The organism is Methyloceanibacter sp. (genome assembly GCF_050726195.1).
Lineage (GTDB): Bacteria > Pseudomonadota > Alphaproteobacteria > Rhizobiales > Methyloligellaceae > Methyloceanibacter.
This window is the reverse complement of record NZ_JBOHJC010000013.1, coordinates 22134-46270: the sequence shown is the minus strand read 5'-3', so window position 1 is coordinate 46270 and position 24137 is coordinate 22134. Positions and strand designations below refer to the sequence as shown.

The window sequence follows — 24137 nt, the reverse complement described above, 5'->3', positions numbered from 1 at the left end:
TCCCATGCACGTCGCCATCATCGATTACGGCTCGGGCAATCTCCACTCCGCCGCCAAGGCCTTCGAACGGGCGGCGAGGGAGCAAGGCTCGGGCCTTGCCATCAAGGTCACGGCCGAGCCGGAGGAGGTGCACGCGGCCGAGCGCATCGTGCTGCCAGGGGTCGGCGCGTTCGCCGATTGCAAGGCGGGGCTTGCCGCCATCCCCGGCATGATCGAGGCGCTGGAGGAGGCGGTGCAGGAGACGGGCAAGCCGTTTCTCGGCATCTGCGTCGGATTGCAGCTCATGGCGAGCCGCGGGCTCGAGCACGGGGTGACGCCAGGGCTCGGCTGGATCGAGGGCGAGGTACGCGCCATCGAGCCGGATGACGCCGCGCTCAAGATCCCGCATATGGGCTGGAACACCTTGCGGCTTGCGCGGCACCACGCGTTGTTCGACGGCATCGACACGGGCGACGGCGGGCTGCACGCTTATTTTGTGCATTCCTATCATCTCGTGCCGGAGGACGCGGGCGCTCTTGTCGCCACCACCGACTATGGCGGTCCGGTTACGGCGTTCTTGGCGCGCGACAACATGGCCGGCAGCCAGTTTCACCCGGAGAAGAGCCAGAAGCTCGGGCTCGCGCTGATCGCCAATTTCCTCACGTGGAAGCCATGATCCTGTTTCCGGCTATCGACCTCAAAGACGGGCAATGCGTGCGGCTCCGCCAAGGCGAGATGGACCAGGCGACGGTGTTCAACACCGACCCGGCGGCGCAGGCGAAGGCATTCGAGGACGAAGGCTTCGAGTGGCTGCACGTGGTCGACCTTAACGGCGCGTTCGAAGGACGCCCGCGCAACGAGAAGGCGGTCGAGGCGATCTTCGATGCAGTGCATATCTCGATCCAGGTCGGCGGCGGCATCCGCGATCTCGACACAATCGTGACTTGGCTCGAAAAGGGCATCGACCGGGTGATCCTCGGCACGGCGGCGGTGCGCAATCCCGCCTTGGTGCGCGAGGCGGCGCGCGACTTCCCGGGCTGCATCGCCGTCGGCATCGACGCGCGCGACGGCAAGGTGGCGATCGAAGGCTGGGCTGAAACCGCCGAAATGACAGCGCTCGATCTCGTGCGGCGCTTCGAGGACGCCGGCGTGGCGGCGATCATTCACACCGACATTGCCCGCGACGGCGTGCTCGAAGGGCTCAATCTCGATGCGACCGCCGAGCTTGCCGACGCCGTCACCATCCCGGTGATCGCAAGCGGCGGGCTCGCCGGGATCGACGACATCCGACGGCTCATCGAGCCGCGCTACGCCAAGCTCGAAGGCGCGATCGCCGGCCGCGCGCTCTATGACGGGCGACTCGATGCGAGCGAGGCGCTGGCCTTGCTCAAGGATCGCCGCGAGGCGCAGAAGGCGAAAGGCTGAACGGACATGCGCGCCAGGACCATATTCATTGTCACGCTGGTGTTGATCCTGCTCTTCGCCTTGTGGCCGACCCTGCTCGCCATGGGCGCGGCCGGCATCGCGCAGCTGCTCGGCTGCGAGACGGATTTCAACCGTGCCATCCCGTGCACGATCAACGGCGAGGAGTGGGGCAAGACCATCTTCGACTATCAGAAATTCGCCTATCTCGCTCTGTTCACGATCCCGGTCGGCGAGATGATGCTCGCCATTTGGCTGGCCGCGCTTCTGGTCTATCTGGTCGTCCGCTTCATCAGGAGCCGGCGGAAGCCGCAGAGCAGCTGACAAACATGCTGAAGGTTCGCGTCATACCCTGCCTCGATGTGAAGGAGGGCCGCGTCGTCAAAGGCGTCAATTTCGTCGATTTGCGCGACGCCGGCGATCCCGTCGAGGCCGCCGCCGCCTACGACGAGGCGGGCGCCGACGAGCTGTGCTTCCTCGACATCACCGCGAGCCACGAGAAGCGCGGCACGATCCTCGACGTGGTGGCGCGCACGGCGGAGCGCTGCTTCATGCCGCTCACGGTCGGCGGCGGCGTGCGCACGACCGACGACGTGCGCACATTGCTCGAAGCTGGCGCCGACAAGGTGTCGATCAACACCGCGGCGGTTAAGCACCGCGATCTCGTGCGCCGCGCGGCGGAGAAGTTCGGCGCGCAATGCATCGTCGTCGCCATCGACGCGAAGCGGGTCGGAGCCAACGGCAAGGCGCCGCGGTTCGAAATCTTCACCCATGGCGGCCGCGAGCCGACGGGCATCGAGGCGGTCGGCTACGCCGAGGAGGTGGTCAGCCTCGGGGCGGGCGAAATCCTGCTCACCTCGATGGACCGCGACGGCACGCGGAAGGGCTTCGATCTGGTGCTGACCCGGGCGATCGCCGACGCGGTGCCGGTGCCGGTGATTGCCAGTGGCGGCGTGGGTACGCTCGAGCACCTGGTCGAGGGTGTGCGCGCGGGACACGCCTCGGCGGTTCTGGCCGCCTCGATCTTCCACTACGGCGAGCACACGATCGGCGAGGCGAAGCGCTATATGGCCGCAGCCGGGCTCCCCATGCGGCTCGATCCCTAGGCCAGAGGTTGCCCGCAGGCTAGGCAAGGCGCAAACCTGCCCGCTTTTTGCTTAGGATTACCGCCACGCGCCTATTTCCAGGCCCCGCGCGGCGGTGTATGAGCCAAGCATGAGCAAAACTGTATTGGAGAGGCTCGCCGCCACCATCAAGGCGCGGCGAACCGCAAGGCCCGAGGACTCGCATACCAGGCGGCTGCTCGACGAGGCGCCCGTCAAGCCGGCCAAGAAGCTCGGCGAGGAGGCCGTCGAGGTGGCCATCGCGGCCATCGCTCAGGACGACAAGGCCCTGATCGCCGAGACGGCGGACTTGCTCTACCACCTGCTCGTGCTGCTTGAGTCCCGCAAGATCACGCTCGACGAGGTCTATCGCGAACTCGAACGGCGCATGGGGGCAACCGAGGTTGCACAACAGAGGCGAAAAGCCGCCTCGGGCTGACGAGGGCGGCGCCGGTCTCACATCATGAATCCGCGTCCCACCGTCGCGTTCTCGCCCTACGCCATCTATTCGCGTGAGGAGTGGGCGAGGCTGCGTGCCGACACGCCCATGACCTTGAGCGAGGCGGATCTCGAAAATCTCAGCGGTCTCACCGAGCGGGTGTCGACCGAAGAGGTGGTCGAGGTCTATCTGCCGTTGAGCCGGTTGCTCAACCTCTACGTCGAGGCCACGCAAGGCCTGCATGGCGAGACCGAGCGGTTCCTGCGCAAGGGCAACCACAAGGTGCCGTTCATTCTCGGCCTTGCGGGAAGCGTCGCCGCCGGCAAGAGCACCACGGCGCGCGTGCTGCAAGCGCTGCTGGCGCGCTGGCCGAGCCACCCGCATGTGGAACTCGTGCCGACCGACGGCTTCCTGTTTTCCAACGCCGTGCTCGAAGCGCGCGGCCTGATGGTTCGCAAGGGCTTCCCAGAGAGCTACGACCTGACGCGGCTGCTCAATTTCCTGGACGCGGTGAAGTCGGGAAAGGCAGGGGTCGAAGCGCCGGTCTACTCGCATCTCATTTATGACGTGCTGCCGGACCAGATGCTCACCGTCGATCAGCCCGATATCGTCATCGTCGAAGGCCTCAACGTGCTCCAGCCGGCCAAGCTGCCGAAGGACGGCGAGGCGATCCCCTTCGTGTCCGACTTCTTCGACTTCTCGATCTATATCGACGCCGCGGAGGCGCTGGTGGAGCGGTGGTACGTGGAGCGCTTCTTGCGCTTGCGGCAGACGGCGTTCCGCGATCCCGCCTCATACTTCCACCGCTATGCGACGCTCTCGGAGGAGGAGGCGCGCGCCACCGGGCTGGAGATCTGGCAGACGATCAACCTGGTCAATCTGAAGGACAATATCCTGCCGACGCGGCAGCGCGCCGACCTCATCCTGCGCAAGGGCGAGGACCACGCGGTTGAAAGCGTGTCGCTGCGGAAGCTCTAAGATCGATCGCACGCCTGCGCCGGCAATTGCTCGTGCCTAGGACTCAGCCTTTGCACGGGCGACGAAGGCGTCATCCTTAATAGCGAGGAGAAGTGCCCGGTATAAAGCGCGTCGTCTCGTAAAGCTGGTCCGGACCGAGACCGATATTGAGCCGAAGCGTCGTGCGGGAGGCAAAAATGTCGTCCTCGTCGATCCGCGTGGGACGATCGGCGTTGGCGTAGTGCATCTGCGGTACCGAGGAGATGTACTCATAGTCGGTCCATAGCGAAACGCTGGTGCGCCGCCCCACCTGTTTGCGCGCCTCCAGCGACACGGTGCCGATAAAGGCGAGCTCGTCGTCTGATTCGAAGAGATTGGTCGTGCCGGGGGCTGACCAGAAACGGCCATGATAGTCCGTCTGGGCGTCGTAGAGGCCGCCTTTGACCGTGATGAAGGTACGGATGCCGAGGCGGTCGTAGAAACCGCCGACCGTCTTGAGACCCGGAATGAAACCGAAGCTGTATTCGCCGCCGAAACCGATGAACCCGCCGTAGTAGGTCGTGTCCAGGGTCTCATCGTATTTGAAGAGCGTGCCCCCCTGGTCATGGCCGCGCAGCCGGTTGTCCTGGTCGATGCCGCGAATGTCGAAGCCGGCGATGAGATAGTCGTTGCGGTAGACGTTTGGCTTCACCTTGTTGGGGCGCACATCGCCGACGATAACCGAAGCCTGGCTGCCCCAATAGTCGGTGTCGCGGTCGGTCTTGGTGCGAAGCGTCGGGTCAGGGCCGCCGATCTGAAACGCCGGCGTCACGAAGAATTCGCCGGTCGGATCGAACGCGCCGCAGAATGTCGTCGTGGTGCTGGTGCACTTAGTGGTGTCGTCGACCTCAACATTGGACCAGAAGCCGTTGACCCTGACAATCACCCGGTGCTCGCCCCACCAGCCGAACGGATGCTGAAAACCGAAGTCTAGCGCACCGCCGACGTCCAGCCAGTCGCCGGAGCTGTTGGTCTGGCGACGGAAGCCGTCGTTAAGATTGTCCTTCCCCGTGAACTTGATGTCCGGAAGGGTCAGGAACTGCACGCCGCCGCCGATATAGGCATAAGCGGGAGCGGACGAAGGGCCGAAACCCGTGTCCCAGAGCGTGGTCCAGCCGCTGTAGTAGGTGGCGTCCGAGCGCTCGGCCGCTGAGACCGGCGCAATGAACGTAGCGCCGAACAGGCTCGCCACGACGAGGTACAGGATCTTGCGCACGGGGGCCCCCCAATGGCTCCAGCCAGAGGGTAGCTTACCACCCGAGGCGGCGATCGCCAGGGTTGCCAGGGACGTTTCTCGCCTAGCGTGGCCAATGGGCCACAGGCCGGCCGAAGGCTCCAGGGAAAGACCCGACTTGCCTATGGAGGCGGCGGGTAGAGTTGCTGCGACCCGAGGCCAATATTGAGCCTCAGCATGGTGCGAGTGGCGAATACCGAATCGTCGTCGATCCGCGTCGGGCGCTGGGTGTTGGCATATCTCATCTCGGGAACCGAGGAGATGTACTCATAGTCGGTCCACAAAGACAGGCTGGTGCGCGTGCCGATCTGCTTGCGCGTCTCCAGCGATATGGTGCCGATGAAGGCAAGCTCGTCGTTCGATTGAGAGAGTGCCGAGGAAAAGCCACCGCCGACCGGGGTGAAGTATCGCCCGTTATAGTCGGTGTCGGCGCTGTAGAGGCCTGCCGTAGCGTTGATGTACGTGCGTAAACCGAGACGGTCAAAGAGGCCGCCGGAGCCCTTGAGCGCTGAGCCTATGATCGGAACGAATCCGAAGCTGTACTCGCCGCCAAAGCCGACATAGCCGCCGTAATAGGTCGTATCCAGCGTTTCGTTGTAATTGTAGATTTGGGCCCCGTTGAACCTGCCACGCAACCTGTTGCTCTGGTCGATGCCGCGCACGTCGAAGCCGGCAATCCAATAATCGTTGCGATAGACGTTGGGCTTCACCTCTTGCGGCGCACCGGTGGCGAATTTCAACTCGGCTTGGGCGCCCCAGTAGTCCGCATCGCGGCTCGTACGGGTCTGCAGTGTCGGCGGCCCGAAAACGATATCGACGCCGGTCGGGTCGAAGACGAAGCAGGTCTGGTTCCGGCAAGCGGAGGTGTCGTCATCCTCGAGATTTGCCCAGAAGCCCTTCACCGAACCGCTGACCCGATGGTTTCCCCACCAGCCGAGCGCGGTCTCGATGCCCCCTCCGGCCGCGCCACCGAAGTCGAGCCAGTCGCTCTCGCTGTTTCTTTGCCGGCGTGCGGTGGCTGGGGTCGATCCCTTGCCGACGAAGCGGATGTCCGGAAGGCTCAAGAATTGGACGCCGCCGCCGGCCCAAATCCGCGAGCCGCCATAGGTGGCGGTCGTGAAATCCTGCGCCGCCGCTGGCTGCGCAAAGGCTGCGGTCCCGGCGAGAGCTGCTACTACTACGAACGACGATCTCTGCATTGGAGTTGGCCCCCGAAGCGCATCTCGAATTTCATGACAAGATATCAGGGGAATACGCCGCCGATGGCCTATCTGTAAGCCTCACAAGACGATTTTCCCCTTGCGTGGCAGAAAGGACACAAGCGAATCGGTCCTAGTCCAAGAGGCCGCGGGAAGCGGCGAGCTTGCGCAAAGGGACTTCGGGGCGGGCGCCGATATGGGAAATCACCTCCGCCGCGGCGAGGCTGCCAAGGCGCGCGCAAGCCTCAGGAGGCAGGTTCTGGGTCAGCCCATAGAGGAACCCCGCGGCATAGAGGTCGCCGGCACCGGTTGCGTCCACCACCTTAGGCACGGGATCGGCGGCGACCTCCACGGTCTCGCCACCGCCCAGGATGACCGAGCCCGCCTCCGACCGGGTCAGGACCGCCATCTCGCAGTCCTGGAGGGCCGAATCCGCCGCCTCGTCGAAGGAATTCACCTCGTAGAGGGTGGTGATTTCCTTCTCGTTGGCGAACACGATGTCGGCGTCCTCCTTGACCAATTTGCGGAAATCCGCCCGGTGGCGGTCGACGCAGAAAGGGTCCGAGAGGGTGAGGGCGACCTTGGCGCCGGCCTTCTTGGCAAGCTTAGCCGCCTTGCGGAAGGCCGCCTTGGCCGCGTCCTTGTCGAATAGATAGCCCTCGAGATAGACGATCCCGGCAGCGCCGATCACGTCCTTGTCGATGTCGTCCGGGGCGAAATCGACGCTCGCGCCGAGAAACGTGTTCATGGTGCGCTCGCCGTCGGGAGTGACCAGGATGAGGCAGCGGGCGGTCGGCGCGCCGTCGCCGGCGGGCTCGGTGTCATAGGCGATGCCGAGAGAACGGATGTCGTGGCGGAAAATGCCGCCGAACTGGTCGGCGGCGACCCGGCCGACAAAGCCGCATTTGGCGCCGAACGAGGCAAGGCCGGCGATCGAGTTCGCCACCGACCCGCCGGAGCGCTCGATGGCCGGCCCCATGGCCTCGTAGAGGCGCGCGGCCTCCTCCGCATCGATCAGGCGCATGAAGCCCTTGGCGAGATCGTGCTTGGTCAGGAAGCCCTCGTCGCAGCGGGAGATGATGTCGACGATGGCGTTGCCGATGCCGACCACGTCGTAGGTTTTATCGGCCATCTCTCGCCGCTGCTCCCCCGTTGTTCCCCAAATGCCCGGCGTCCGACGCTGGCATGGCGCGCGGGCGCCACTATATTCGCCCGGCAACCAATGGGAGAACGTCATGCTCGCCGCCGCGGGTCAAGCCTTCGAGGAGCTGTTCACGCCGCCCTTTCGCGCGGTGCTCTGGAAATGCGTGGGCTTCACCATCGGGCTGCTCGCCCTCCTCATCGTCGCGTTGCAGTGGTCGTTCGCCTATTTCGTCGTCTGGCCGGACTGGGTCGAGACCGCGATCCAATGGCTCGGCGGGCTCGCGCTGGTCGTCGGGTCGATCTTCCTCATCCCGCCGGTGACGTCGGTCGTCGCCGGGCTCTATCTCGACGACATCGCCGCGCTGGTGGAACGCAAGAACTTCCCGTCGGACCTGCCGGGACGCGAACTGCCCACCGTGCAGGCCGTGTGGCTCGCGGCGAAGTTCTTCTTCGTGGTTCTGGTTGTGAACCTGATCGCTCTGTTCCTGTTGCTCATTCCCGGCGTCAACCTGATCGCGTTCTACGTCGGCAACGGCTATCTGCTCGGCCGCGAGTATTTCGAGCTCGCCGCCATGCGCCATTTGAGCGCGGCGGAGGCGAAGCGCTTGCGCAAGGCGAATCGGGTGACCGTGCTGCTCTGTGGGCTCCTCATCGCAGGGCTCGCGTCGGTGCCGATCCTGAACCTCGTCACGCCGCTCTTCGCCACGGGCTTCATGGTGCGCATGTACAAGCGGCTTGCGGCGAAGGCGGGCGCTGGACTCGTGCCGCGAGCCGCCTCGGTTTGAGCGATCAGATCGGCGCCGGGGTCTTGGGCTTGAACAGGCAGATGTCGGAAATGATGCAGCGCCAACATTCGGGGCGCCGTGCCTTGCACACATAGCGGCCGTGCAGGATCAGCCAGTGATGGGCGCTGTGCTTGTAGCGCTCGGGCACGATGCGATTCAGCGTCTCTTCGACCTTCAGCGGCGTCTTGCCGGGCGCGAGGCCGGTGCGGTTCGCGACGCGGAACGCGTGGGTGTCGATGCCGATGGTGGGCTGGCCGAAGGCCGTGTTGAGCACGACGTTCGCCGTCTTGCGGCCAACGCCCGGAAGGGCCTCAAGCGCGTCGCGCGTGCAGGGCACCTCGCCGCCGTGCTCGGCGATGAGCGCCTTTGACAGCGCGACCAGGTTCTTCGCCTTGTTGCGGTAGAGGCCGATGGTCTTGATCTTATCCGTCAGTGCCGCCTCGCCGAGCGCCACCATCTTCGCCGGCGTGTCAGCGGCGCGGAACAGGTCGGGCGTGGCGCGGTTGACGGAAGAGTCTGTGGCCTGCGCCGACAGCACCACGGCGACGAGCAGCGTGAACGGGTCGTGATAGTGGAGTTCGGTCTTTGGGTCCGGGTCCGCGGCGTGGAACCGGGCGAAGATCTCGTCGACCTGGGCTTGCGTCAGGCGCGAGCCGGGCGCTTTCTTGCCGCCGCGCAAGACCAACGCGGCCGGCTTGCGTTTGGGTCGTGCCGCCACAGCCTCTTGTCACCCGCCCAGAGTGTATTAGCTTCAAAGCTATGGCAGAGCCTCCCGGCACCCCACAAGATGCTTCAAGCCAGGAGCCGCAGTTCAGGGCCGTCTTGACGCCCCACCGCTCGCTCGGGCCCAAGGGCTTCATGGTCCTCATGGGCGCGATCTGCGTGGTGAGCTTCGGCACAGGGCTGATGTTTTTCCTCATGGGCGCTTGGCCGGTGATCGGCTTCATGGGCCTCGACGTGGCGCTGATCTATATCGCCTTCAAGCTCAACTTCCGGGCGCTCCGCATCTACGAGACAGTGGACCTCAGCCCCGAGGCGCTCACAGTAACGCGAGTCGCGCCGAACGGCCGGCCGCAGTCGTGGCGCTTCAATCCCTATTGGGTGCGGCTAAGCCTCGAGGAGCGGGTGGGGCGGACGTCGGAGCTGTCACTCGTCTCGCACGGAACGCGGCTCGTGCTCGGAAGCTTTCTAACCGACCCGGAGCGCGAAGACTTCGCCGCGGCGCTACGGGCGGCCCTGTCGGCGGCGAAGGGGTCTCGGTTAACGGGCAAGTTCTGAATTGCACGTCCTGGGGTGAGGTTTCTTTCAGTCTCTCGCCCTAATCTGTCCCCTTATTCGTCTCCTCTGTTGGCGACGGGGCAGGTCGTTGTTCTACTGGATCTATTACCTTCCAACTTGGCTAGCGATGCCATTGTTCGGCGCGACCTTCTTGGCCGTGTTCTGGCTCGGCGCCGTGTTCCTCAGCCCCATCCTCAAGCCGTGGGTGCACCGGGACTCCAACCTCAATTCGATTCTCGCCAATTGCCTCAGTTATTTCGGCGTCACTTACGGCTTGCTGCTCGGCCTGCTCGCGGTCGGGGCTTACGAAAATTTCAGCGACGCGGAGAAGGCGGTGGCAGACGAGGCGGCGGCAGTGCTGGCGCTCTACCGCAACACCGCCTCCTATCCCGAGCCGTACCGGAGCGATTTCAGAATGCTTATCAGCGGCTATACGCGCACAACGATCGTTGACGCCTGGCCGAAGCAGCGGCAGGGCATCATTCCGCTACCTGGCGCCCACAATCCCGTGATCGGGATCTATAACCGCATAGCGGAATTCGAACCGGAGACGAGGGGACAACAGTCGGTTCACGAGGCAACGCTGCGGCAGTTCGATACCTTTCTGCAAACTCGGCTTCAGCGCCTCTATAGCGTTGCCGGAAGCATGCCCAGCGTCATGTGGTACACAGTCGCGCTCGGCGCTCTGTTCAACTTCATTTTCCTGTGGCTGTTCGATATGAGGCTCGGCAACCATTTGTTGTTGGGCGGACTGATCTCGTTCTTCACAGGCACCATCATCGGCCTGATCGCGCTTCTCGATAACCCTTTTCTCGGCGAGGTGAGTGTCTCGCCCGCGGCCTTCGAACTCGCTTATCAGCAAATGGCCAAGGGATAGAGCTTAAGCGGCGAGGTCGCGCTTCTCCGCCACGCTGCCGTCGGCATTGAGGCGGTAGATCACCGGCACCGCGGTGGCGAGCGAATACTCCTTCACCTCCTCAGGCGTGAGCTTATCGAGCTCCATGATGAGCGAGCGGAGCGAGTTGCCGTGGGCGACCACGATGACGTTCTTGCCCTCCTGCAGCTCGGGCACGATCCAGCGTTCGAAAAAAGGGCAGACGCGCGCCGCGGTGTCCTTCAGTGACTCGCCGCCTGGGGGCGCGATGTCGTAAGAGCGCTGCCAGATGTGCACTTGTTCGGCGCCGAAGCGCTTGCGCGCCTCCTCCTTGTTGATGCCGACCAGCTCGCCGTAGTCGCGCTCGTTGAGAGCGGCGGCCTTGATGATGGGAAGCTTTCCCTGGCCCAGCTCATCGAGAATGATGTCGAGGGTGTTGTGGGCGCGCTTCAAGGTGGAGGTGAAGGCGCTGTCGAAGCGGAGACCCTCCTCCTTGAGGAGGGCGCCAGCGCGGTGCGCCTCTGTCATGCCTTCCTCGCTGAGCCCCACGTCCTTCCAGCCGGTGAACATGTTGAGGCGGTTCCACTCGCTCTGACCGTGGCGCACCAGAACGAGAACGTTGTCGGCTTTTCGGGGTTCTTCGCTGGTCTTTTGCAGCATGTCGCTGGGAAGGCGCCCTGTCATCGCGTGTCCGGCGGCCTAGCGGGCCTTTATGGCTCCCTGGGCTAGCCGGCCAGCATAGGAGGGCAAGGTTAAATTCTGCGTCACCGTCGCCTCTCTTTAGGGCCGATTTCCGGCTCCAGGGTCACAGGTTTTAGGCGCTCCTCCATGTTTTTGCCAGGGGTGTCGCGTCAGATATCAACGGGCGGGTCAGAAGCCAAGCACGTCGGCCATGGAGTAGAGCCCAGGTGGCTTGCCCCGCGCCCATAGCGCCGCCTTGACCGCGCCGCGGGCGAAAATGCCGCGATCCGTGGCGACATGGGCAAGCTCGATGCGCTCGCCGGTGCCGGCGAAGATCACCCGATGCTCGCCGACGACGTCGCCGCCGCGGAGCACGGCAAAGCCGATATCGCCTTCTCCGCGGGGACCGGTCTCCCCGTCGCGGGTTTTGATGCTTTGCTCGGCCAGCGACACGCCGCGGCCCTTGGCGGCAGCGGCGCCGAGCATGAGCGAGGTGCCGGAGGGCGCGTCGCGCTTGTGGCGGTGGTGCATCTCGAGGATCTCGATGTCGAACTCAGGACCAAGCGTCCCGGCCACGCGCGCGGCGAGGGCCGCAAGCAAGTTCACGCCCAGGCTCATATTGCCGGCCTTGACGATGGTGGCGTGGCGGGCGGCGGCTTCGAGCTTGGCGAGGTCGCCATCGGAAAAGCCAGTCGTGCCGATGACGTGCACGATGCGCGCTTGCGCCGCGAGGCCGGCGAAGGCGACGGTCGCCGCGGGGCTGGTGAAGTCGAGCACGCCGTCGACATGGGCGAACAAAGGAAGCGGATCGTCGGTGATGGCGACGCCGATGGGGTCGAGACCCGCGGTCTCGCCGATGTCCTTGCCGACGGCAGGCGAGCCCTTGGGCTCCAGGCCGCCGGCAATGGTGCAGCCGGGCGTCTCGGCCAGCACGCAGGTCAGGGCCTGGCCCATGCGCCCGGCGGCGCCCAGCACGGCGATCCTCATGTCACTCATGGCGACGGCCACCTTGATGCTACGGGGCGCCGCGCGTGGTAGAAGGACGCCCAGAAATCCCCCAGCCCTTCTATGACGGCGATGGGCCTCTCACAAGTGTCGCTGCAATGCTTCTCGTCTTGGCCCATTTGAGCGGCCTCCCCCGGACGGTCCACCTCACGCAGCTCCTCGCCCTGGCCCTCTGTCTCGCGGGGGCGCCATGCGCGGTGGGCGCTGAGGAAATTTCGAGCGTTTACACGCCGCTCAAGCTCGACGCCTGCAAGGACGTGACGCCCGACGATGCCAAGGAGTACGGCACGGTCTGGATATGCGCCGGCTACGACGGCATCGACGTTCGTGTAGCGGAGGGGGACTTGCGCATCTTCGTGTCGTACGGACCGAAGGCCGACTCGCAGACCGCGACCTATGAGACGTTGCCTCAGTTCAACAGTATTGGCGAAACGCTGGAATGGCGGCTCGCGGAAGGCAAGCCGTTCGCGACCATCCTCCGCTTCCGTTGGGATTCGGACAACGGCGAAGGCTCGACCCTGGTCGTCACCAAACTCGGCAAGGACGATGCCTGTCATGTCGCGCATGTTGTGGCGACCGGCAACCCGAAGGCCAACGAGCTCGCCCGACAAATCGCCGACAGTCAAGCGCGCGGCTTCGTGTGCAAGCGCGACAGAGTGAGGACCTACGGTCCCGACGGCAAGGAGATCGATTAAGCGACCAGTGGGCGATCGAGAGGCTTGTCGCTCTCTTCGGTGTCGGCGATTTCGGCCTCGGGACGGCCGTAATAGTAGCCCTGCACCTGATCGCAGCCCCACTTCTTCAGCATCGCCGCCTGACCTTCGGTCTCGACGCCTTCGGCGGTGATGGTCACATGCAGCGACTGACCGAGACCGACGATGCTCGACACGATGGCGGAGGTCTGCGGGCTGGTGCCGAGCGTGTCGATGAAAGAGCGGTCGATCTTGATCTTTTTGACGGGGAAGCGGGTGAGATAGCTCAGGCTCGAGTAACCGGTGCCGAAATCGTCCATGGCGATGGAGACGCCGAGCTGATCGAGCTTGGTTAGGGTCTCGATCACCGACTCGGTATTCTGCAAGATGATGCCTTCGGTGATCTCAAGCTCGAGCCGGCTGGCCTCGAGGCCCGTCTCGGCCAGGACGCGGCGCACCAGATTGTACACGTCCTGAGTCTTGAACTGAGCGGGTGAGAGGTTGACGGCCAGTTTGGTGTCGAGCGGCCAAGTCGTGGCGTAGGTGCACGCCGTCTTGAGGATCCATTCGCCGAGCGGAACGATCAGCCCCGTCTCTTCGGCGATGGGGAGGAACGTGGTTGGCGGGATCTCACCTTCGGAGGGATGCCACCAACGTACCAGCGCCTCGTAGCCGGTCAGCTTGCCGCTATTGAGGCCGAACTGCGGCTGATAGTCCAGATAGAGCTGGTTCTTGCGGATGGCGTTGCGAAGATCGTTCTCCAGGCGACGGCGCTTCTGGAGCGCGGCATCCATCGCCTGCTCGAAGAATCGGAAAGTGTTGCGGCCGTCTTCCTTGGCGCGATAGAGCGCGAGGTCGGCGTTCTTGAGCAGCGTGTCGGGCGCTCCGCCGTCGATGGGCCCGAGCGCGATGCCGATGCTCGCCGAGGTCGTGACCTCGTGGCCGTTGACATGATAGGCGGCGGCGAGCGCGGTACAGATGCGGCGGGCGAGGCGCATGGCGTCTTCGGGCGTCTCGAGTTCCTCGGCGACGACGGCGAATTCGTCACCGCCCAGCCGGCCGACGAGATCGACTTCGCGCATGTTCTCCTTGAGGCGGGCGGAGACCTCCTCGAGGAGCGCATCGCCGGTCGCGTGGCCGAGGGTGTCGTTGACGTCCTTGAAACGGTCGAGATCGAGGCAGAACACCGCCATGAGGTTGCCGTGGCGCTTGGCCCTGGCCACTGCCCGCTCGAGATGCTGACGGAACTGCAGCCGGTTAGGCAGGCCGGTAAGCGAATCGTGCATGGCGAGGAATCTGATCTTGTCCTCGGCGTGCCAGCGCTCGCGGATGCGCCGTGAAGCAATGGCTGCGGGCACTGAGAAGCCCATGACGATCAAGAGGCTGGTGGTCAAGGTAACCACGGTGAGCGCCATGTTGGTCAGCGAAGCGGCGGCCGTCTGGTCGACGGCGAACGCATAGATGCGCGAGACCTTTCCGTCTCGAGTGACGGGGACCAGGGCAAGTCGGATATCCTTCTCGCCGTCGAGGTCCGCCAGTTCGACCCTGTCGCCTCTAATGGATTGGGCGAAGGCACGCCGCACGCCGCTCTGGCCCAAGATGGTGGCAAGAGCGTCGGGTGTGAGATTGCCGCCGACGGCAAGCGCTTTTTGGCCGGGCGTGAGAATGGCGAAGCCATCGAGTTGGCTTACGAACTCGCCATTTCTCTCATCAACAATGCCGAGGAACCAGCCTCGGGTGAGCCGGTCGAGACCATCGATCAGGCCGAATCCGTCATCGCGGAGGGTCGGACCGGCGGGAAGGCTCACTGCGCCGGCCTCTCCGGCAATGCCGCTCAGCTCTACCTCGTTCAGCGGGTGCAGATCCCGACCGAGATCGGCAGGCGCCTCGCCCGTCTTGCGTAAACCTCCGTCGAGCTGGGTCGCCCAAGTCAACGCCGCTTCGCGCGCGTCACGGCCGAGCACGTAGTTGATGGTCGATCGGCCCGATAGAACACCCGCAATGACGGTAAGTAGCCCCAGGACCACCAGACCGGCCATGATCCACCGATCGCGCGCGCCGACTTCTGTCATTTTCTCAGATTCCCGCAAGCCGCAATGAATGCTGGCGACCATAGGAAAAGGTCGTTAAGGCGCAGCCAACGCTTGCAGTAAATGAGCCGTTAAGACGGCTCAGGCCCAGGCGAAGGCTACCTTGCGGAGCGAGGTCTCGCCGAAGCTCTCGGCGCCCTCTGCAATTGGCTTGCCGCCGAGCCGAAGATAGAAGCCGCACGCCGCTTCGTTATCGGCAAGTGCCCACACCAGCAGGCCTTTCAGCCGCATCTCGCCGAGCCGCAGGCGCGCGCCATCGAACAGCTTCTCCCCCAAGCCGATGCCTTGATAGGTCGGGTGGAGGTAAAGCTCGAAGATCTCGCCTTGGAACGGCACGCGGCTCAGCCGGCAGCGGCCGAATGTCACATAACCGGCTGCCTCGCCGCCGAAGTCGAGCACAAGCAGCGGACTCCGCTTGCGTAATACGCTCTCCCACCAGCGCAACCCGCGGCGGGCGATCATGCGCTCGAGCGACAGATGCGGGATGATGCCCTGATAGGTGCCGCGCCACGCCTCTTCGTAGGCGGCGGCGAGAGCCGGTGCGTCCTTTGGCCGTGCCGGCCTGATATGCGCGACGTCGACGGGCATGAGTCGAGCCTAGCGCAGGACCATGGCACACGGCAAAGGGGTCGTAACGGTTATCCCGATTCGAGTTTGGGCGATGAGGTCAGGGCGAGCAACCTTCGCGCGCAACATGTGGTTAGCGCCTAAGCGACCTCTTCGGCGCGCTGGCGTTCCGCCTTCTTGCGCTCATTCGGATCGAGGTGGCGCTTGCGGAGCCTGATCGACTTGGGAGTCACCTCGACAAGCTCGTCGTCCTCGATGTAGGCAAGCGCGCGCTCGAGCACCATGCGAATCGGCGGCGTCAGCCGCACCGCCTCGTCCTTCGACGTGGTGCGGATGTTGGTGAGCTTCTTGCCCTTGAGCACATTGACTTCGAGATCGTTGCCACGGGTGTGCTCGCCGACGATCATACCGCGATAGACGCGGGTGCCCGGCTCGATCATCATCGGCCCACGGTCCTCGAGGTTCCACAGCGCGTAGGCGACCGCGTCACCCATGTCGGTCGAGATGAGGACGCCGTTGCGCCGGCCCTGGATCGGGCCCTTGTGCGGCGCGTAACCGTGGAACAGGCGGTTCATGATGCCGGTGCCGCGCGTGTCGGTAAGGAGCTCGCCCTGATAGCCGATCAGCCCGCGCGTCGGTGCATAGAACACGAGGCGCTGGCGTCCGCCACCTGACGGCTTCATCTCGACGAGGTCGGCCTTGCGCTCGGACAGCTTCTGCACGACGGCGCCCGCGTGTTCCTCGTCGAGATCGATGACGACCTCCTCGATGGGCTCGAGCAGTGCGCCGTTCTCGCGCTTCAGAAGCACCTTGGGGCGCGAGACGGACAGCTCGAACCCTTCGCGGCGCATGGTCTCGATGAGAATGCCGAGCTGCAGCTCGCCGCGGCCGGCGACTTCCATCGAGTCGCGCTCGTCCGATTCGGTGACTCTGAGCGCAACATTGCCTTCGGCCTCGCGCAGCAGCCGGTCGCGAATCATGCGGCCGGTCACCTTGGTCCCCTCGGTGCCGGCAAGCGGCGAATCGTTGACCCTGAAGGTCATGGAAAGGGTTGGTGGATCAATGGGTTGCGCCGGAAGAGGCAATTCAACCTCAGGCGCGCAGATGGTGTGCGCCACGGTGGCGTTGGGCAGGCCGGCAATTGAGACGATGTCGCCAGCCACAGCCTCGTCGAGAGCGACGCGCTCGAGCCCACGGAAGGCGAGCACCTTCGACACGCGGCCTTGCTCCACGAGCCGGCCGTCGTGGTCGAGGACCTTAACCGTGTCGTTGGGCGCGACGGTGCCCGACGTGATACGGCCGGTGACGACGCGGCCGAGATAGGGATTGGCCTCGAGGATGGTGCCGAGCAGACTGAACGGCCCGTCTTCGATCGCAGGAGGCGCCACGTGGTGCAGCACGAGCTCGAACAGCGGCCGCATGCCCCGGTCCTTCGGGCCGTCAGGACCGGCCGCCATCCAGCCTTCCTTGGCCGAGCCGTAGAGAATGGGAAAGTCGAGTTGCGCCTCGCTCGCATCCAGCGCGGCGAACAAGTCGAACACCTCGTTCACCACCTCGATAGGCCGCGCGTCGGCGCGATCGACCTTGTTGATGACGACGATGGGCTTCAGCCCCATCTTCAGCGCCTTGGAGACGACGAACTTCGTCTGCGGCAGCGGGCCTTCCGCCGCGTCGACCAACACGAGCGCGCCGTCGACCATGTTGAGGATGCGCTCGACTTCGCCGCCGAAATCCGCATGGCCGGGCGTATCGACGATATTGATGCGCACGTCGTCCCAGACGATCGAGGTGACCTTGGCGAGAATGGTAATGCCGCGCTCGCGCTCCAGGTCGTTCGAATCCATGGCGCGCTCCGCCACGCGCTGATTGTCGCGGAACGAGCCAGACTGCTGGAGCAGACGGTCGACCAGGGTGGTCTTGCCATGGTCGACATGGGCAATGATGGCAATGTTGCGGAGCTGCATTGTGGGAGATGTCTTTCGGCCGCTTGGCGGCTGTTGTTGCGGCGCAATATAGTGATTTTGCGTTGAACCGCAATGACAAGGCTTAGCGATCGCGCTAGCGGCGCGTGCCCCAGGGGCCCGTCCCGGCGTCCGGCTGAGCCGATTGCACCATCATCATCTCGCCGAGATTCTCCACAGTGAGAAGGCCGACAAGCTTGCCGCCCGGGTCGGTGACACCCACCACGGGACGTTCTCTCTGCATCAGCGAGCGGAGCGCCGCATCGAGCTTGGCCCGCGCCGGCACCGTGGGCACGTCTCCCTGCATCGTCTCGATCACCGGCGCGCCCGGGCCGCGCTCCTTCAGCGCCTTGATCATGGCGTCACGGGTCAGCACACCGCGCAAATGCCCGGCGCCGTCGACGATGGGAAACGCGGTTTGCGTTGTGCGGATCAGCGCGTCGGCGGCATCGCCAATGGTGGCGGTGGTGGGCAGCGACTGAAACGCGGTGATCATGGCGTCCGAGACGAGCGCACCTTGGGCCACGGCGCGGAGTTGCGCGTGGCTCGCCTCGCCGGAGGCGGCGAGGAAGATGAAGATGGCGATGATGACCAGCATCGGATTGTAGACGATGCCGAGGATGGCGAACACAATGGCGAAGCCCTGGCCGATGGTGGCGGCGAGCTCGGTGGCGCGCGCGGTGCCCATGCGCATGGCGAGCAGCGCGCGGAGCACGCGTCCGCCGTCCATGGGAAAGGCGGGGATCAGGTTGAAGAGTACGAGGATGATGTTGGCGCCGGCGACCTTCACCGCGAGCGAGACGTGCGGATCCTCGAGCTTGGCGAGATTGTCGGGATCGAGCTGGGGCCAAAGCCATAGCAGCAGCACGGCGGCGACAGCGACGTTCACGGCAGGTCCAGCGATCGCGACGATGAGCTCCTCCCCCGGCTTGTCGGGCATGCGCTCCATGCTGGCGATGCCGCCGAACGGCCACAACGTCACGTCGCGCGTCTTCACGCCGTAGCGGCGCGCGGCGAACACGTGACCAAGCTCGTGCAACAGCACGCAGAGGAAGATGAGTACGATGAAGATCGTGCCCTGCCAGGCGGCCTCGGCGCCGCCCTGGCGGTAGTAGATCATGCCGAGCCAGACGAGAAACAGGAGGAAGGTGATGTGGATGCGGATCGCCGCGCCGGCGATCGTGCCCACGTTCAAGGACCAGCGCATGATCAAGGGCCGTCGGTTGAGATGGTTCTCAGCATATAGGGAGTGCAGCGGATCAGGAGAAGCAATGCGCCTACCGGGGAGCGGCGGACCCTAACCCCAGACCCGGGCTGACCGCTCCGTGTCGATGGCGTAGTCGGTCGCGTGAGAGGAGAACAGGTCGCGGCCGAGACGCCGGGCGCGCACGAGCGGCTGGCTCGGGTCCTTCGCCACGTCGCAGCGCGCATTGCCGATGCCGTGGACGACGCCCGCGAAGGTCGAGTGCGTATAGCGGCAATACTCCTGAATCTGGTGGACAATGCCGGCCGAGACGGTGGGAAACGTCTCCTCGGAGCTGACGACGAGCCCGATCCGCTTGCCCATCAGGCCCCGCACGACGTCTGGCGATCGTGGATAAGACGCCGCGACATAGCAGAACATGCGATCCAAGAACGCCTTGAGCTGAGCCGACATGCCGTACCAATAGACCGGCGTCGCGGCGATGAAGCCATCCGCCGGCAGGAACTGGCCGAGAAACGCGCGAGCGAAACCGTCGTCGATGGCGCAGGCACCATCTTCCTTCCGGCAGTTTCGGCAATCGCGCAGGAAGCTTTTAACGACGTCGTCGACGAAGACGAGATCGCAGGCATGTCCGGCCTCGCGAAGTCCCGCGGCCGCGGCCTCCGCCAACGCCGCAGAGTTGCCGTTACGCCGCGGGCTGGAACTCAGAACGAGCGCTTTCATGCTTCTCACTCCTCGCTTGGCTCTCAGGCGATATTGGCGTAAAGGAACTAGAAGGCAAGTACGCACATTTTGGTAACCATGGACGGTTCTGTGAAACGTGCCGCGCCGGCGGCTTATAAGCCGAGCGTGTTCGACCCTGAATGCTCGGCGAGGGACGCGCTGGAGCTGATCGCGAGCAAATGGGCGATCCTCGTTCTGACGGCGCTCGCCCAGGGACCGATGCGGAACGGGGCGCTGCTGCGCAAAGTCGGCGGCGTGTCGCAGAAGATGCTGACCCAGACGCTCAGAGATCTGGAATGCAACGGCCTCGTGGCGCGGGCGGATCTGGCAACAGTGCCGCCGCATGTGGAGTACCGGCTGACGGCGCTCGGCAAGTCGCTCAGCACCGCGCTTTCCGGGCTCGACCGCTGGGCGGAGCGGAACTTCCCGCGGCTCGACGCGGCCCGCGAGCGCTTCCTCGCCGATCGGGAGAATGGCAGGGGACAACGGCGTCGAGGCCGTTGACCAAGCTGCCGGTTCACAGCCGTAATCATGGCGGCAGAGGTCGAAGGGCACTGCCGACGAGGGTGCATTGGTCGCAAAATGTCTGGACTGACGCGTCGGGACCTGATCGGCGGCTTGGCGATGGGAGGAATAGTCATGGGTACAGCAGGCGAAAGCGGCGGGAGCACGATGCAGCCGCCGTTCGGACCAACGCCCGGACCGCTCGCCGGAGCAGAGTTGCCATCGTTCCGCTATCCGCTCGGCGCGCAACCGACGAAGCAGTTCGATGGCGGCACGGCCAAGGAAGCGAATGTCGAGCAGTTCCCGGTGTCCGAGAAGCTCGCCGGCGTCTACATGACCCTCGAGCCGGAGGCGCTCCGCGAGCTCCATTGGCACGCCAACGCCGCCGAGTGGGCCTATGTGATCGAGGGGCGTTGCCGCGTCACCACCATCGATCCGGAAAACCAGGTGGAGGTGGTCGATTTCGGACCCGGTGACGTGTGGTACTTCCCGCGCGGACACGGACACTCAATTCAGGGGCTCGAACGGGGCTGCACCTTCATCCTCGTGTTCGACAACGGCTATTTCTCGGAGTTCGGGACCTTCTCGATCACCGACTGGCTCGGGCATACGCCGCACGACGTGCTCGCCAAGAATTTCGGACTGCCGGAATCGGCGTTCGCCAATTTCCCCGATCACGAGGTCTATATCGCTAAGGGTCCGGTGCCGCCCCTGCCGGAGGACCCGACGCCAGGCTCGCTCAACGCGCCGCCGCTCACCCACCGCTACCGGCTGCTGGCTCAGGCGCCGGAGCCGTTTCCCGGCGGTACCATGCGGATCGCCTCGGAAATGGAGTTTCCCATCTCCTCGACCATGACCGGCGCGCTGCTGACGATCGCGCCGGGCGGCATGCGGGAATTGCATTGGCATCCGAACGCCGCGGAGTGGCAGTTCTACTTGAAGGGCACCGCGCAGATGACGGTATTCGGCAGCCACGGCCGGGCGCGGACCGACCAGTTCGGCGTGGGCGACGTGGGCTACGTCCCGCAAGGCTACGGCCACTACATCGAGAACACGGGCAAGGACGATCTCGAAGTCATCGTCGTACTCAACAACGGCACGTATCAATCGATCTCCATCACGGCGTGGATGGCGGGCACGCCGGACCTTACGCTCGCCACGAACTTCGGCGTCAAGGAGAGCATCTTCGAGAAGATGCCAGGCGATGCTGTGATCATGCCCGACTAGGGCCGCGCCTCGTCGGCAAGCCAGCGGGTCAACTCGCCGGCGCTCATGGGTCCGGGCAGCTTGGCGGCTTGGCCAGACCACAGCGGCGAGAAATCGGCCGCGCCTTCCGCTTCCGCCTTGGCGCGGAGCGGCGCGATCGCCGGGCGCGCAAACGGGAAGGCGGGCGCGGCGCCGTTCATCGGGCCTTGCTCGCGCATGAAGCGGTTCATGACGCCGCGGGCCGGGCGCCCGGTCAGCACATTGGTGATGGCGGTCTCGCGGATGGGATCGGCAAGCGCGGCCCTATGCAGAGGGGGCGTCCACGCTTCTGGGCAAAGCAGGTAGGCGGTGCCGATCTGCACGGCAGAGGCGCCGAGGGCAAAGCACGCGGCGATCGCCCTTCCGTCGGCGATGCCGCCGGCGGCGACCACCGGCACGTTCACCGACGCGGTGATGGCGCGCACCAGCGCCAAGGTGCCGATCTGCGTCGTGACGTCGGTCTCGAGAAACATGCCGCGATGGCCGCCGGCCTCGGCGCCCTGGGCGATAATCGCGTCGACGCCGTGGCCGGCGAGGAACTCGGCCTCGCGCGGCGATGTGGCGGATGACAGAATCTTGCATCCCGTCGCCCTGACGCGCGCAAGGAGCCGCGGCGCGGGGACGCCGAAATGAAAGCTCACGATCTCTGGGCGAAGCTCCTCGACGACCCGGCAGTCTTCGTCGCCGAACGGGGGATGGCCGACCTTGAGCGGAAGCGGCGGCGGCGTGACCCCAAGCTCGGCAAAGTAGGGCGCGATGCGCTCGAGCCAAGCGCGGTCCCGCTCCGGGTCGGGGCGCGGTTCCTCGTGGCAGAAGAAATTGAGATTGACCGGCCAGCGCGAATGGGCCCTGAAGGCGGCGACGTCGGCACGGATCTGGTCCGGGGTCAGCGCGGCGCAAGGGAGAGAGCCGAGGCCGCCGGCTTCCGCCACGGCGATCGCCATGTCAACGCCGGTCGAGTTCGCCATCGGCGCCTGGACGATCGGCAGCTCGATGCCGATGCCCTATCGGGCCAAGTCATGTTGCTTCCCGCGACCGGTGAGGGCGCGGATCATGCCCGATACAGAAGAGAGTGGCTAGTTCAGCGGCACGTTGAGCCAGACTTTGCCGGTCACCGCCTCGTAGTCGCTGCCGATGCCGTCATAGGCGGCGGCACCGCGGAACGACCAGCCGCTGGGGAGATACACCAGCATACCGCCTTCGACGCGGCCGGTGAAGTCGTCGGGGGTGAAGAACGTGTTGTTGACGACGAGCCGGCCGCTGTCGTCGAAGTTCCACACGCCGACGAGAGACAATTGAGGCTCGACCAAGGTGCCGCCGGAGAGCAGCCAGCGGTAGCCGAACTCGGGCCCGAATTCGACGCGGCCGAGCGAGACATCTTGGCCGCTGATGCGGATTCCATTGGAGTCGGTGTAACCGTCCTGATTCTCTTCGCCGTATTTCACCGCCACGCTCGGCGTCAGGCGCCAATTGCCGGAGGTCCAATTGCCGGTGAGGCGCGCGGTGGTCAGCCACCGATCTGTGTCGAAATTGTCGGTATAGGTACCGAACGGGCTAACGCTGTTGTCCGAGGTTCCCCAGGCGGCGCGCCAGTCGAAGAACAGATGCTCGTCGAGCCGCGCGCTGACATAGGGGCCGGCCATCCAGCCGTCGCCGTCGATCCTGCTGCCATCGGCCTTGGTGTGCTCGTCAGCCCAGTCGAACTGGCCGAGCACGCCGACGAGAATGTTGTCCGTCAGAGGATAGTCTGCGCCGACATACAGGACGTCAAAGTTACCGCTGGCGCCGCCTGTATCGTCGTAGCTGGTGAAATGACCCTCGGTCCAGATGTCGATGCCCTGATAGGGCGCGGGGCCCGGACGCTCGTAAAGCGCCGCGCTGCCGAGGCTCATCGCCCGATCGTCGAGCTTAGAGTCCGCGCTCGCCACAGCCTGCCGCATCTGGCTGAGGCTCGTGGAGAAGGCAACATTGCTGCCGTTCTCCGAAGCCGTGACATTGAACGGCGACCCATCACCGCCGGGCCCGCCGCCCCATAGCGAGCCGGGGAAGCGGCGAAGGAAACGCGGCCGGTCGGGATCATCGTCGAGCAGCGCGGTCAGGCGATGGTACAGGAAGCGCTCAATGACGGCCTGGGTCTGTGGCCGCGGATCGACATTGGTGAAGGTGCAGGTGATGTGCTCGCCGGCGTCGAGGTCGATGGTGGCAGTCGAGTTCGACTGATTGATCTGCGTGCCGCCGTCGGGATCGTTGCAGGCGATCTCCGACAGGTAGAAGAACTGATTGTTCTGAAGTTCCCGGATCGAATAAGTCCCCGGGGGCAGAGCAATACGCCCCGAGCTCGCCGTGCCGCCCGTCGTGAGGGAGAAAGCGAGCGCAGCGGTCGACGACACGAAGGTGAAGGTACCCGAGCCGGCCACAGCTTCCTTGATGATGGTAATGCTGCTGTTCTGCGATGGAGGTGGCGGTGGCGGCCCTCCGGCAAAGGTGACGGTGGCTTGCGCCTGCCTGACCACAATGTCCGGATCGCCCTCGGCGCTTGCGGTCGCGGTGTTGGTCACGCTGCCGGCGGCGATATCGGCGGACGTTATCGTATAGCTCCCCGTGCAAGTGATCGTCTCAGTGGGTGCGAAGGACGAGCTTGAGCAGGTGACAACCGGGACCCTGTCGTCGGTCACGCCGACGTTGTTCAGGATTTGGTCGCCGGTGTTTGTCAGCACATAGTCGTAGGTGATGACCTGGCCGGCTTGGGTATAGGTCGTAGGGCTGGCGGTTTTCGTGAAGGAGAAGTCCGGCCCAATCTGCGCCGCGGCGCGATCGAGAGGCGCGAGGCAAAACAACGTCACGAGCGCACCAAAAAGGGCACAAAGCGACGCGCTGAGCCTGCGAAATGCGATATGGCGCTGACAAATGTCAGCGCCGACCTCTCCCGAAGCCGTTCGCCTGGAATTCTTGTCCAACGCCCCTTGCAGGCCGTTGACCGGCCTGTCCCCTACACCATCAACGGTAGCAGATG

At 64.8% G+C, this 24137-nt stretch carries 25 protein-coding genes; 12 read left to right on the top strand and 13 right to left on the bottom strand.

Annotated elements, in window-relative coordinates; genetic code table 11:
* The first annotated feature begins 4 nt into the window (after nucleotides 1-4).
* From hisH to coaA, 6 genes are all read left to right on the top strand, one after another.
* Nucleotides 5-655: an imidazole glycerol phosphate synthase subunit HisH gene (gene hisH / locus ACRECX_RS10465; RefSeq protein ID WP_431558779.1), complete on the top strand. Its 651-nt coding sequence runs from the start codon at nucleotides 5-7 to the stop codon at nucleotides 653-655.
* Nucleotides 652-1404 carry a 1-(5-phosphoribosyl)-5-[(5-phosphoribosylamino)methylideneamino]imidazole-4-carboxamide isomerase gene (gene hisA, locus ACRECX_RS10460; protein WP_431558778.1) on the top strand — a complete coding sequence of 251 codons (753 nt, stop codon included), beginning with the start codon at nucleotides 652-654 and terminating at the stop codon, nucleotides 1402-1404. Before hisH ends, hisA begins: the two co-directional genes overlap by 4 nt.
* A 6-nt stretch (nucleotides 1405-1410) precedes the next feature.
* Complete coding sequence (locus tag ACRECX_RS10455) at nucleotides 1411-1725, top strand: hypothetical protein (protein WP_431558777.1); 315 nt, start codon at nucleotides 1411-1413, stop codon at nucleotides 1723-1725.
* 5 nt (nucleotides 1726-1730) lie between these two features.
* Nucleotides 1731-2507, top strand: a complete 777-nt coding sequence (hisF, locus tag ACRECX_RS10450) for an imidazole glycerol phosphate synthase subunit HisF (RefSeq protein ID WP_431558776.1) — start codon at nucleotides 1731-1733, stop codon at nucleotides 2505-2507.
* 109 nt (nucleotides 2508-2616) lie between these two features.
* Nucleotides 2617-2943 carry a phosphoribosyl-ATP diphosphatase gene (locus ACRECX_RS10445; RefSeq protein ID WP_431558775.1) on the top strand — a complete coding sequence of 109 codons (327 nt, stop codon included), beginning with the start codon at nucleotides 2617-2619 and terminating at the stop codon, nucleotides 2941-2943.
* Nucleotides 2944-2967: 24 nt separating this feature from the next.
* Entirely contained in the window at nucleotides 2968-3921 is a 954-nt protein-coding gene (gene coaA, locus ACRECX_RS10440; RefSeq protein ID WP_431558774.1) for a type I pantothenate kinase, read from the top strand.
* 76 nt (nucleotides 3922-3997) lie between these two features.
* On the opposite strand, the gene ACRECX_RS10435 is transcribed toward coaA, so the two are convergent.
* The 3 genes from ACRECX_RS10435 to ACRECX_RS10425 all read right to left on the bottom strand — a co-directional run bounded on the left by ACRECX_RS10435 (nucleotide 3998) and on the right by ACRECX_RS10425 (nucleotide 7504).
* On the bottom strand, nucleotides 3998-5155 hold the full coding sequence (locus ACRECX_RS10435) for a hypothetical protein (RefSeq protein ID WP_431558773.1): 1158 nt from the start codon (nucleotides 5153-5155) through the stop codon (nucleotides 3998-4000).
* Nucleotides 5156-5295: 140 nt separating this feature from the next.
* Nucleotides 5296-6372 carry a hypothetical protein gene (locus ACRECX_RS10430; RefSeq protein ID WP_431558772.1) on the bottom strand — a complete coding sequence of 359 codons (1077 nt, stop codon included), beginning with the start codon at nucleotides 6370-6372 and terminating at the stop codon, nucleotides 5296-5298.
* A gap of 133 nt (nucleotides 6373-6505) precedes the next feature.
* On the bottom strand, nucleotides 6506-7504 hold the full coding sequence (locus ACRECX_RS10425; RefSeq protein ID WP_431558771.1) for an adenosine kinase: 999 nt from the start codon (nucleotides 7502-7504) through the stop codon (nucleotides 6506-6508).
* A gap of 103 nt (nucleotides 7505-7607) precedes the next feature.
* Here ACRECX_RS10425 and ACRECX_RS10420 point away from each other — a divergent pair, with 103 nt between their 5' ends.
* Nucleotides 7608-8300, top strand: coding sequence for a sulfate transporter family protein (locus ACRECX_RS10420; protein WP_431558770.1), 693 nt, complete (start codon nucleotides 7608-7610; stop codon nucleotides 8298-8300).
* A gap of 4 nt (nucleotides 8301-8304) precedes the next feature.
* Here ACRECX_RS10420 and nth read toward each other — a convergent pair whose 3' ends face one another.
* Nucleotides 8305-9018, bottom strand: coding sequence for an endonuclease III (gene nth / locus ACRECX_RS10415; protein ID WP_431558769.1), 714 nt, complete (start codon nucleotides 9016-9018; stop codon nucleotides 8305-8307).
* Nucleotides 9019-9059: 41 nt separating this feature from the next.
* Between nth and ACRECX_RS10410 the strand changes: the two genes are divergently transcribed.
* Both ACRECX_RS10410 and ACRECX_RS10405 read left to right on the top strand, forming a co-directional pair.
* A complete protein-coding gene (locus ACRECX_RS10410; protein WP_431558768.1) occupies nucleotides 9060-9578 on the top strand; it encodes a DUF2244 domain-containing protein in 519 nt (172 codons plus the stop codon).
* 127 nt (nucleotides 9579-9705) lie between these two features.
* Nucleotides 9706-10455 (top strand): hypothetical protein, encoded by a 750-nt coding sequence (locus ACRECX_RS10405; protein ID WP_431558767.1) that lies wholly within the window; start codon nucleotides 9706-9708, stop codon nucleotides 10453-10455.
* A 3-nt stretch (nucleotides 10456-10458) separates the two neighbouring features.
* Here ACRECX_RS10405 and ACRECX_RS10400 read toward each other — a convergent pair whose 3' ends face one another.
* Both ACRECX_RS10400 and dapB read right to left on the bottom strand, forming a co-directional pair.
* Nucleotides 10459-11136, bottom strand: a complete 678-nt coding sequence (locus tag ACRECX_RS10400; protein ID WP_431558766.1) for a 2,3-bisphosphoglycerate-dependent phosphoglycerate mutase — start codon at nucleotides 11134-11136, stop codon at nucleotides 10459-10461.
* 186 nt (nucleotides 11137-11322) lie between these two features.
* Nucleotides 11323-12129, bottom strand: a complete 807-nt coding sequence (dapB, locus tag ACRECX_RS10395; RefSeq protein ID WP_431558765.1) for a 4-hydroxy-tetrahydrodipicolinate reductase — start codon at nucleotides 12127-12129, stop codon at nucleotides 11323-11325.
* 206 nt (nucleotides 12130-12335) lie between these two features.
* Here dapB and ACRECX_RS10390 point away from each other — a divergent pair, with 206 nt between their 5' ends.
* Nucleotides 12336-12833 (top strand): hypothetical protein, encoded by a 498-nt coding sequence (locus tag ACRECX_RS10390; RefSeq protein WP_431558764.1) that lies wholly within the window; start codon nucleotides 12336-12338, stop codon nucleotides 12831-12833.
* On the opposite strand, the gene ACRECX_RS10385 is transcribed toward ACRECX_RS10390, so the two are convergent.
* From ACRECX_RS10385 to ACRECX_RS10365, 5 genes are all read right to left on the bottom strand, one after another.
* Nucleotides 12830-14902: a putative bifunctional diguanylate cyclase/phosphodiesterase gene (locus ACRECX_RS10385; RefSeq protein WP_431558763.1), complete on the bottom strand. Its 2073-nt coding sequence runs from the start codon at nucleotides 14900-14902 to the stop codon at nucleotides 12830-12832. The two genes, ACRECX_RS10390 and ACRECX_RS10385, sit on opposite strands and share 4 nt — an antisense overlap.
* A gap of 99 nt (nucleotides 14903-15001) precedes the next feature.
* Entirely contained in the window at nucleotides 15002-15508 is a 507-nt protein-coding gene (locus tag ACRECX_RS10380; RefSeq protein ID WP_431558762.1) for an N-acetyltransferase family protein, read from the bottom strand.
* A gap of 119 nt (nucleotides 15509-15627) precedes the next feature.
* Nucleotides 15628-17451 carry a translational GTPase TypA gene (gene typA / locus ACRECX_RS10375; protein WP_431558761.1) on the bottom strand — a complete coding sequence of 608 codons (1824 nt, stop codon included), beginning with the start codon at nucleotides 17449-17451 and terminating at the stop codon, nucleotides 15628-15630.
* A gap of 94 nt (nucleotides 17452-17545) precedes the next feature.
* Nucleotides 17546-18655 (bottom strand): site-2 protease family protein, encoded by a 1110-nt coding sequence (locus tag ACRECX_RS10370; protein WP_431558760.1) that lies wholly within the window; start codon nucleotides 18653-18655, stop codon nucleotides 17546-17548.
* A 90-nt stretch (nucleotides 18656-18745) separates the two neighbouring features.
* Complete coding sequence (locus ACRECX_RS10365; protein WP_431558759.1) at nucleotides 18746-19375, bottom strand: flavodoxin family protein; 630 nt, start codon at nucleotides 19373-19375, stop codon at nucleotides 18746-18748.
* 78 nt (nucleotides 19376-19453) lie between these two features.
* On the opposite strand from ACRECX_RS10365, the gene ACRECX_RS10360 reads away from it, so the two are divergent.
* Entirely contained in the window at nucleotides 19454-19879 is a 426-nt protein-coding gene (locus ACRECX_RS10360; protein ID WP_431558758.1) for a winged helix-turn-helix transcriptional regulator, read from the top strand.
* 135 nt (nucleotides 19880-20014) lie between these two features.
* On the top strand, nucleotides 20015-21106 hold the full coding sequence (locus ACRECX_RS10355) for a cupin domain-containing protein (protein WP_431558757.1): 1092 nt from the start codon (nucleotides 20015-20017) through the stop codon (nucleotides 21104-21106).
* Here ACRECX_RS10355 and ACRECX_RS10350 read toward each other — a convergent pair.
* Complete coding sequence (locus ACRECX_RS10350) at nucleotides 21103-22125, bottom strand: NAD(P)H-dependent flavin oxidoreductase (protein WP_431558837.1); 1023 nt, start codon at nucleotides 22123-22125, stop codon at nucleotides 21103-21105. The genes ACRECX_RS10355 and ACRECX_RS10350 overlap by 4 nt on opposite strands.
* A 75-nt stretch (nucleotides 22126-22200) precedes the next feature.
* On the bottom strand, nucleotides 22201-23967 hold the full coding sequence (locus ACRECX_RS10345) for an autotransporter domain-containing protein (RefSeq protein WP_431558756.1): 1767 nt from the start codon (nucleotides 23965-23967) through the stop codon (nucleotides 22201-22203).
* Between the last annotated feature and the right edge of the window lie 170 nt (nucleotides 23968-24137).

Coding starts and splice junctions, on each gene's coding strand:
- hisH (WP_431558779.1), top strand. CDS start 5: ATGCACGTCGCCATCATCGATTACGGCTCGGGCAATCTCCACTCCGCC.
- hisA (WP_431558778.1), top strand. CDS start 652: ATGATCCTGTTTCCGGCTATCGACCTCAAAGACGGGCAATGCGTGCGG.
- ACRECX_RS10455 (WP_431558777.1), top strand. CDS start 1,411: ATGCGCGCCAGGACCATATTCATTGTCACGCTGGTGTTGATCCTGCTC.
- hisF (WP_431558776.1), top strand. CDS start 1,731: ATGCTGAAGGTTCGCGTCATACCCTGCCTCGATGTGAAGGAGGGCCGC.
- ACRECX_RS10445 (WP_431558775.1), top strand. CDS start 2,617: ATGAGCAAAACTGTATTGGAGAGGCTCGCCGCCACCATCAAGGCGCGG.
- coaA (WP_431558774.1), top strand. CDS start 2,968: ATGAATCCGCGTCCCACCGTCGCGTTCTCGCCCTACGCCATCTATTCG.
- ACRECX_RS10430 (WP_431558772.1), bottom strand. CDS start 6,372: ATGCAGAGATCGTCGTTCGTAGTAGTAGCAGCTCTCGCCGGGACCGCA.
- ACRECX_RS10425 (WP_431558771.1), bottom strand. CDS start 7,504: ATGGCCGATAAAACCTACGACGTGGTCGGCATCGGCAACGCCATCGTC.
- ACRECX_RS10420 (WP_431558770.1), top strand. CDS start 7,608: ATGCTCGCCGCCGCGGGTCAAGCCTTCGAGGAGCTGTTCACGCCGCCC.
- ACRECX_RS10410 (WP_431558768.1), top strand. CDS start 9,060: ATGGCAGAGCCTCCCGGCACCCCACAAGATGCTTCAAGCCAGGAGCCG.
- ACRECX_RS10405 (WP_431558767.1), top strand. CDS start 9,706: ATGCCATTGTTCGGCGCGACCTTCTTGGCCGTGTTCTGGCTCGGCGCC.
- ACRECX_RS10400 (WP_431558766.1), bottom strand. CDS start 11,136: ATGACAGGGCGCCTTCCCAGCGACATGCTGCAAAAGACCAGCGAAGAA.
- dapB (WP_431558765.1), bottom strand. CDS start 12,129: ATGAGTGACATGAGGATCGCCGTGCTGGGCGCCGCCGGGCGCATGGGC.
- ACRECX_RS10385 (WP_431558763.1), bottom strand. CDS start 14,902: ATGACAGAAGTCGGCGCGCGCGATCGGTGGATCATGGCCGGTCTGGTG.
- ACRECX_RS10380 (WP_431558762.1), bottom strand. CDS start 15,508: ATGCCCGTCGACGTCGCGCATATCAGGCCGGCACGGCCAAAGGACGCA.
- typA (WP_431558761.1), bottom strand. CDS start 17,451: ATGCAGCTCCGCAACATTGCCATCATTGCCCATGTCGACCATGGCAAG.
- ACRECX_RS10370 (WP_431558760.1), bottom strand. CDS start 18,655: ATGCGCTGGTCCTTGAACGTGGGCACGATCGCCGGCGCGGCGATCCGC.
- ACRECX_RS10365 (WP_431558759.1), bottom strand. CDS start 19,375: ATGAAAGCGCTCGTTCTGAGTTCCAGCCCGCGGCGTAACGGCAACTCT.
- ACRECX_RS10360 (WP_431558758.1), top strand. CDS start 19,454: ATGGACGGTTCTGTGAAACGTGCCGCGCCGGCGGCTTATAAGCCGAGC.
- ACRECX_RS10355 (WP_431558757.1), top strand. CDS start 20,015: ATGGGTACAGCAGGCGAAAGCGGCGGGAGCACGATGCAGCCGCCGTTC.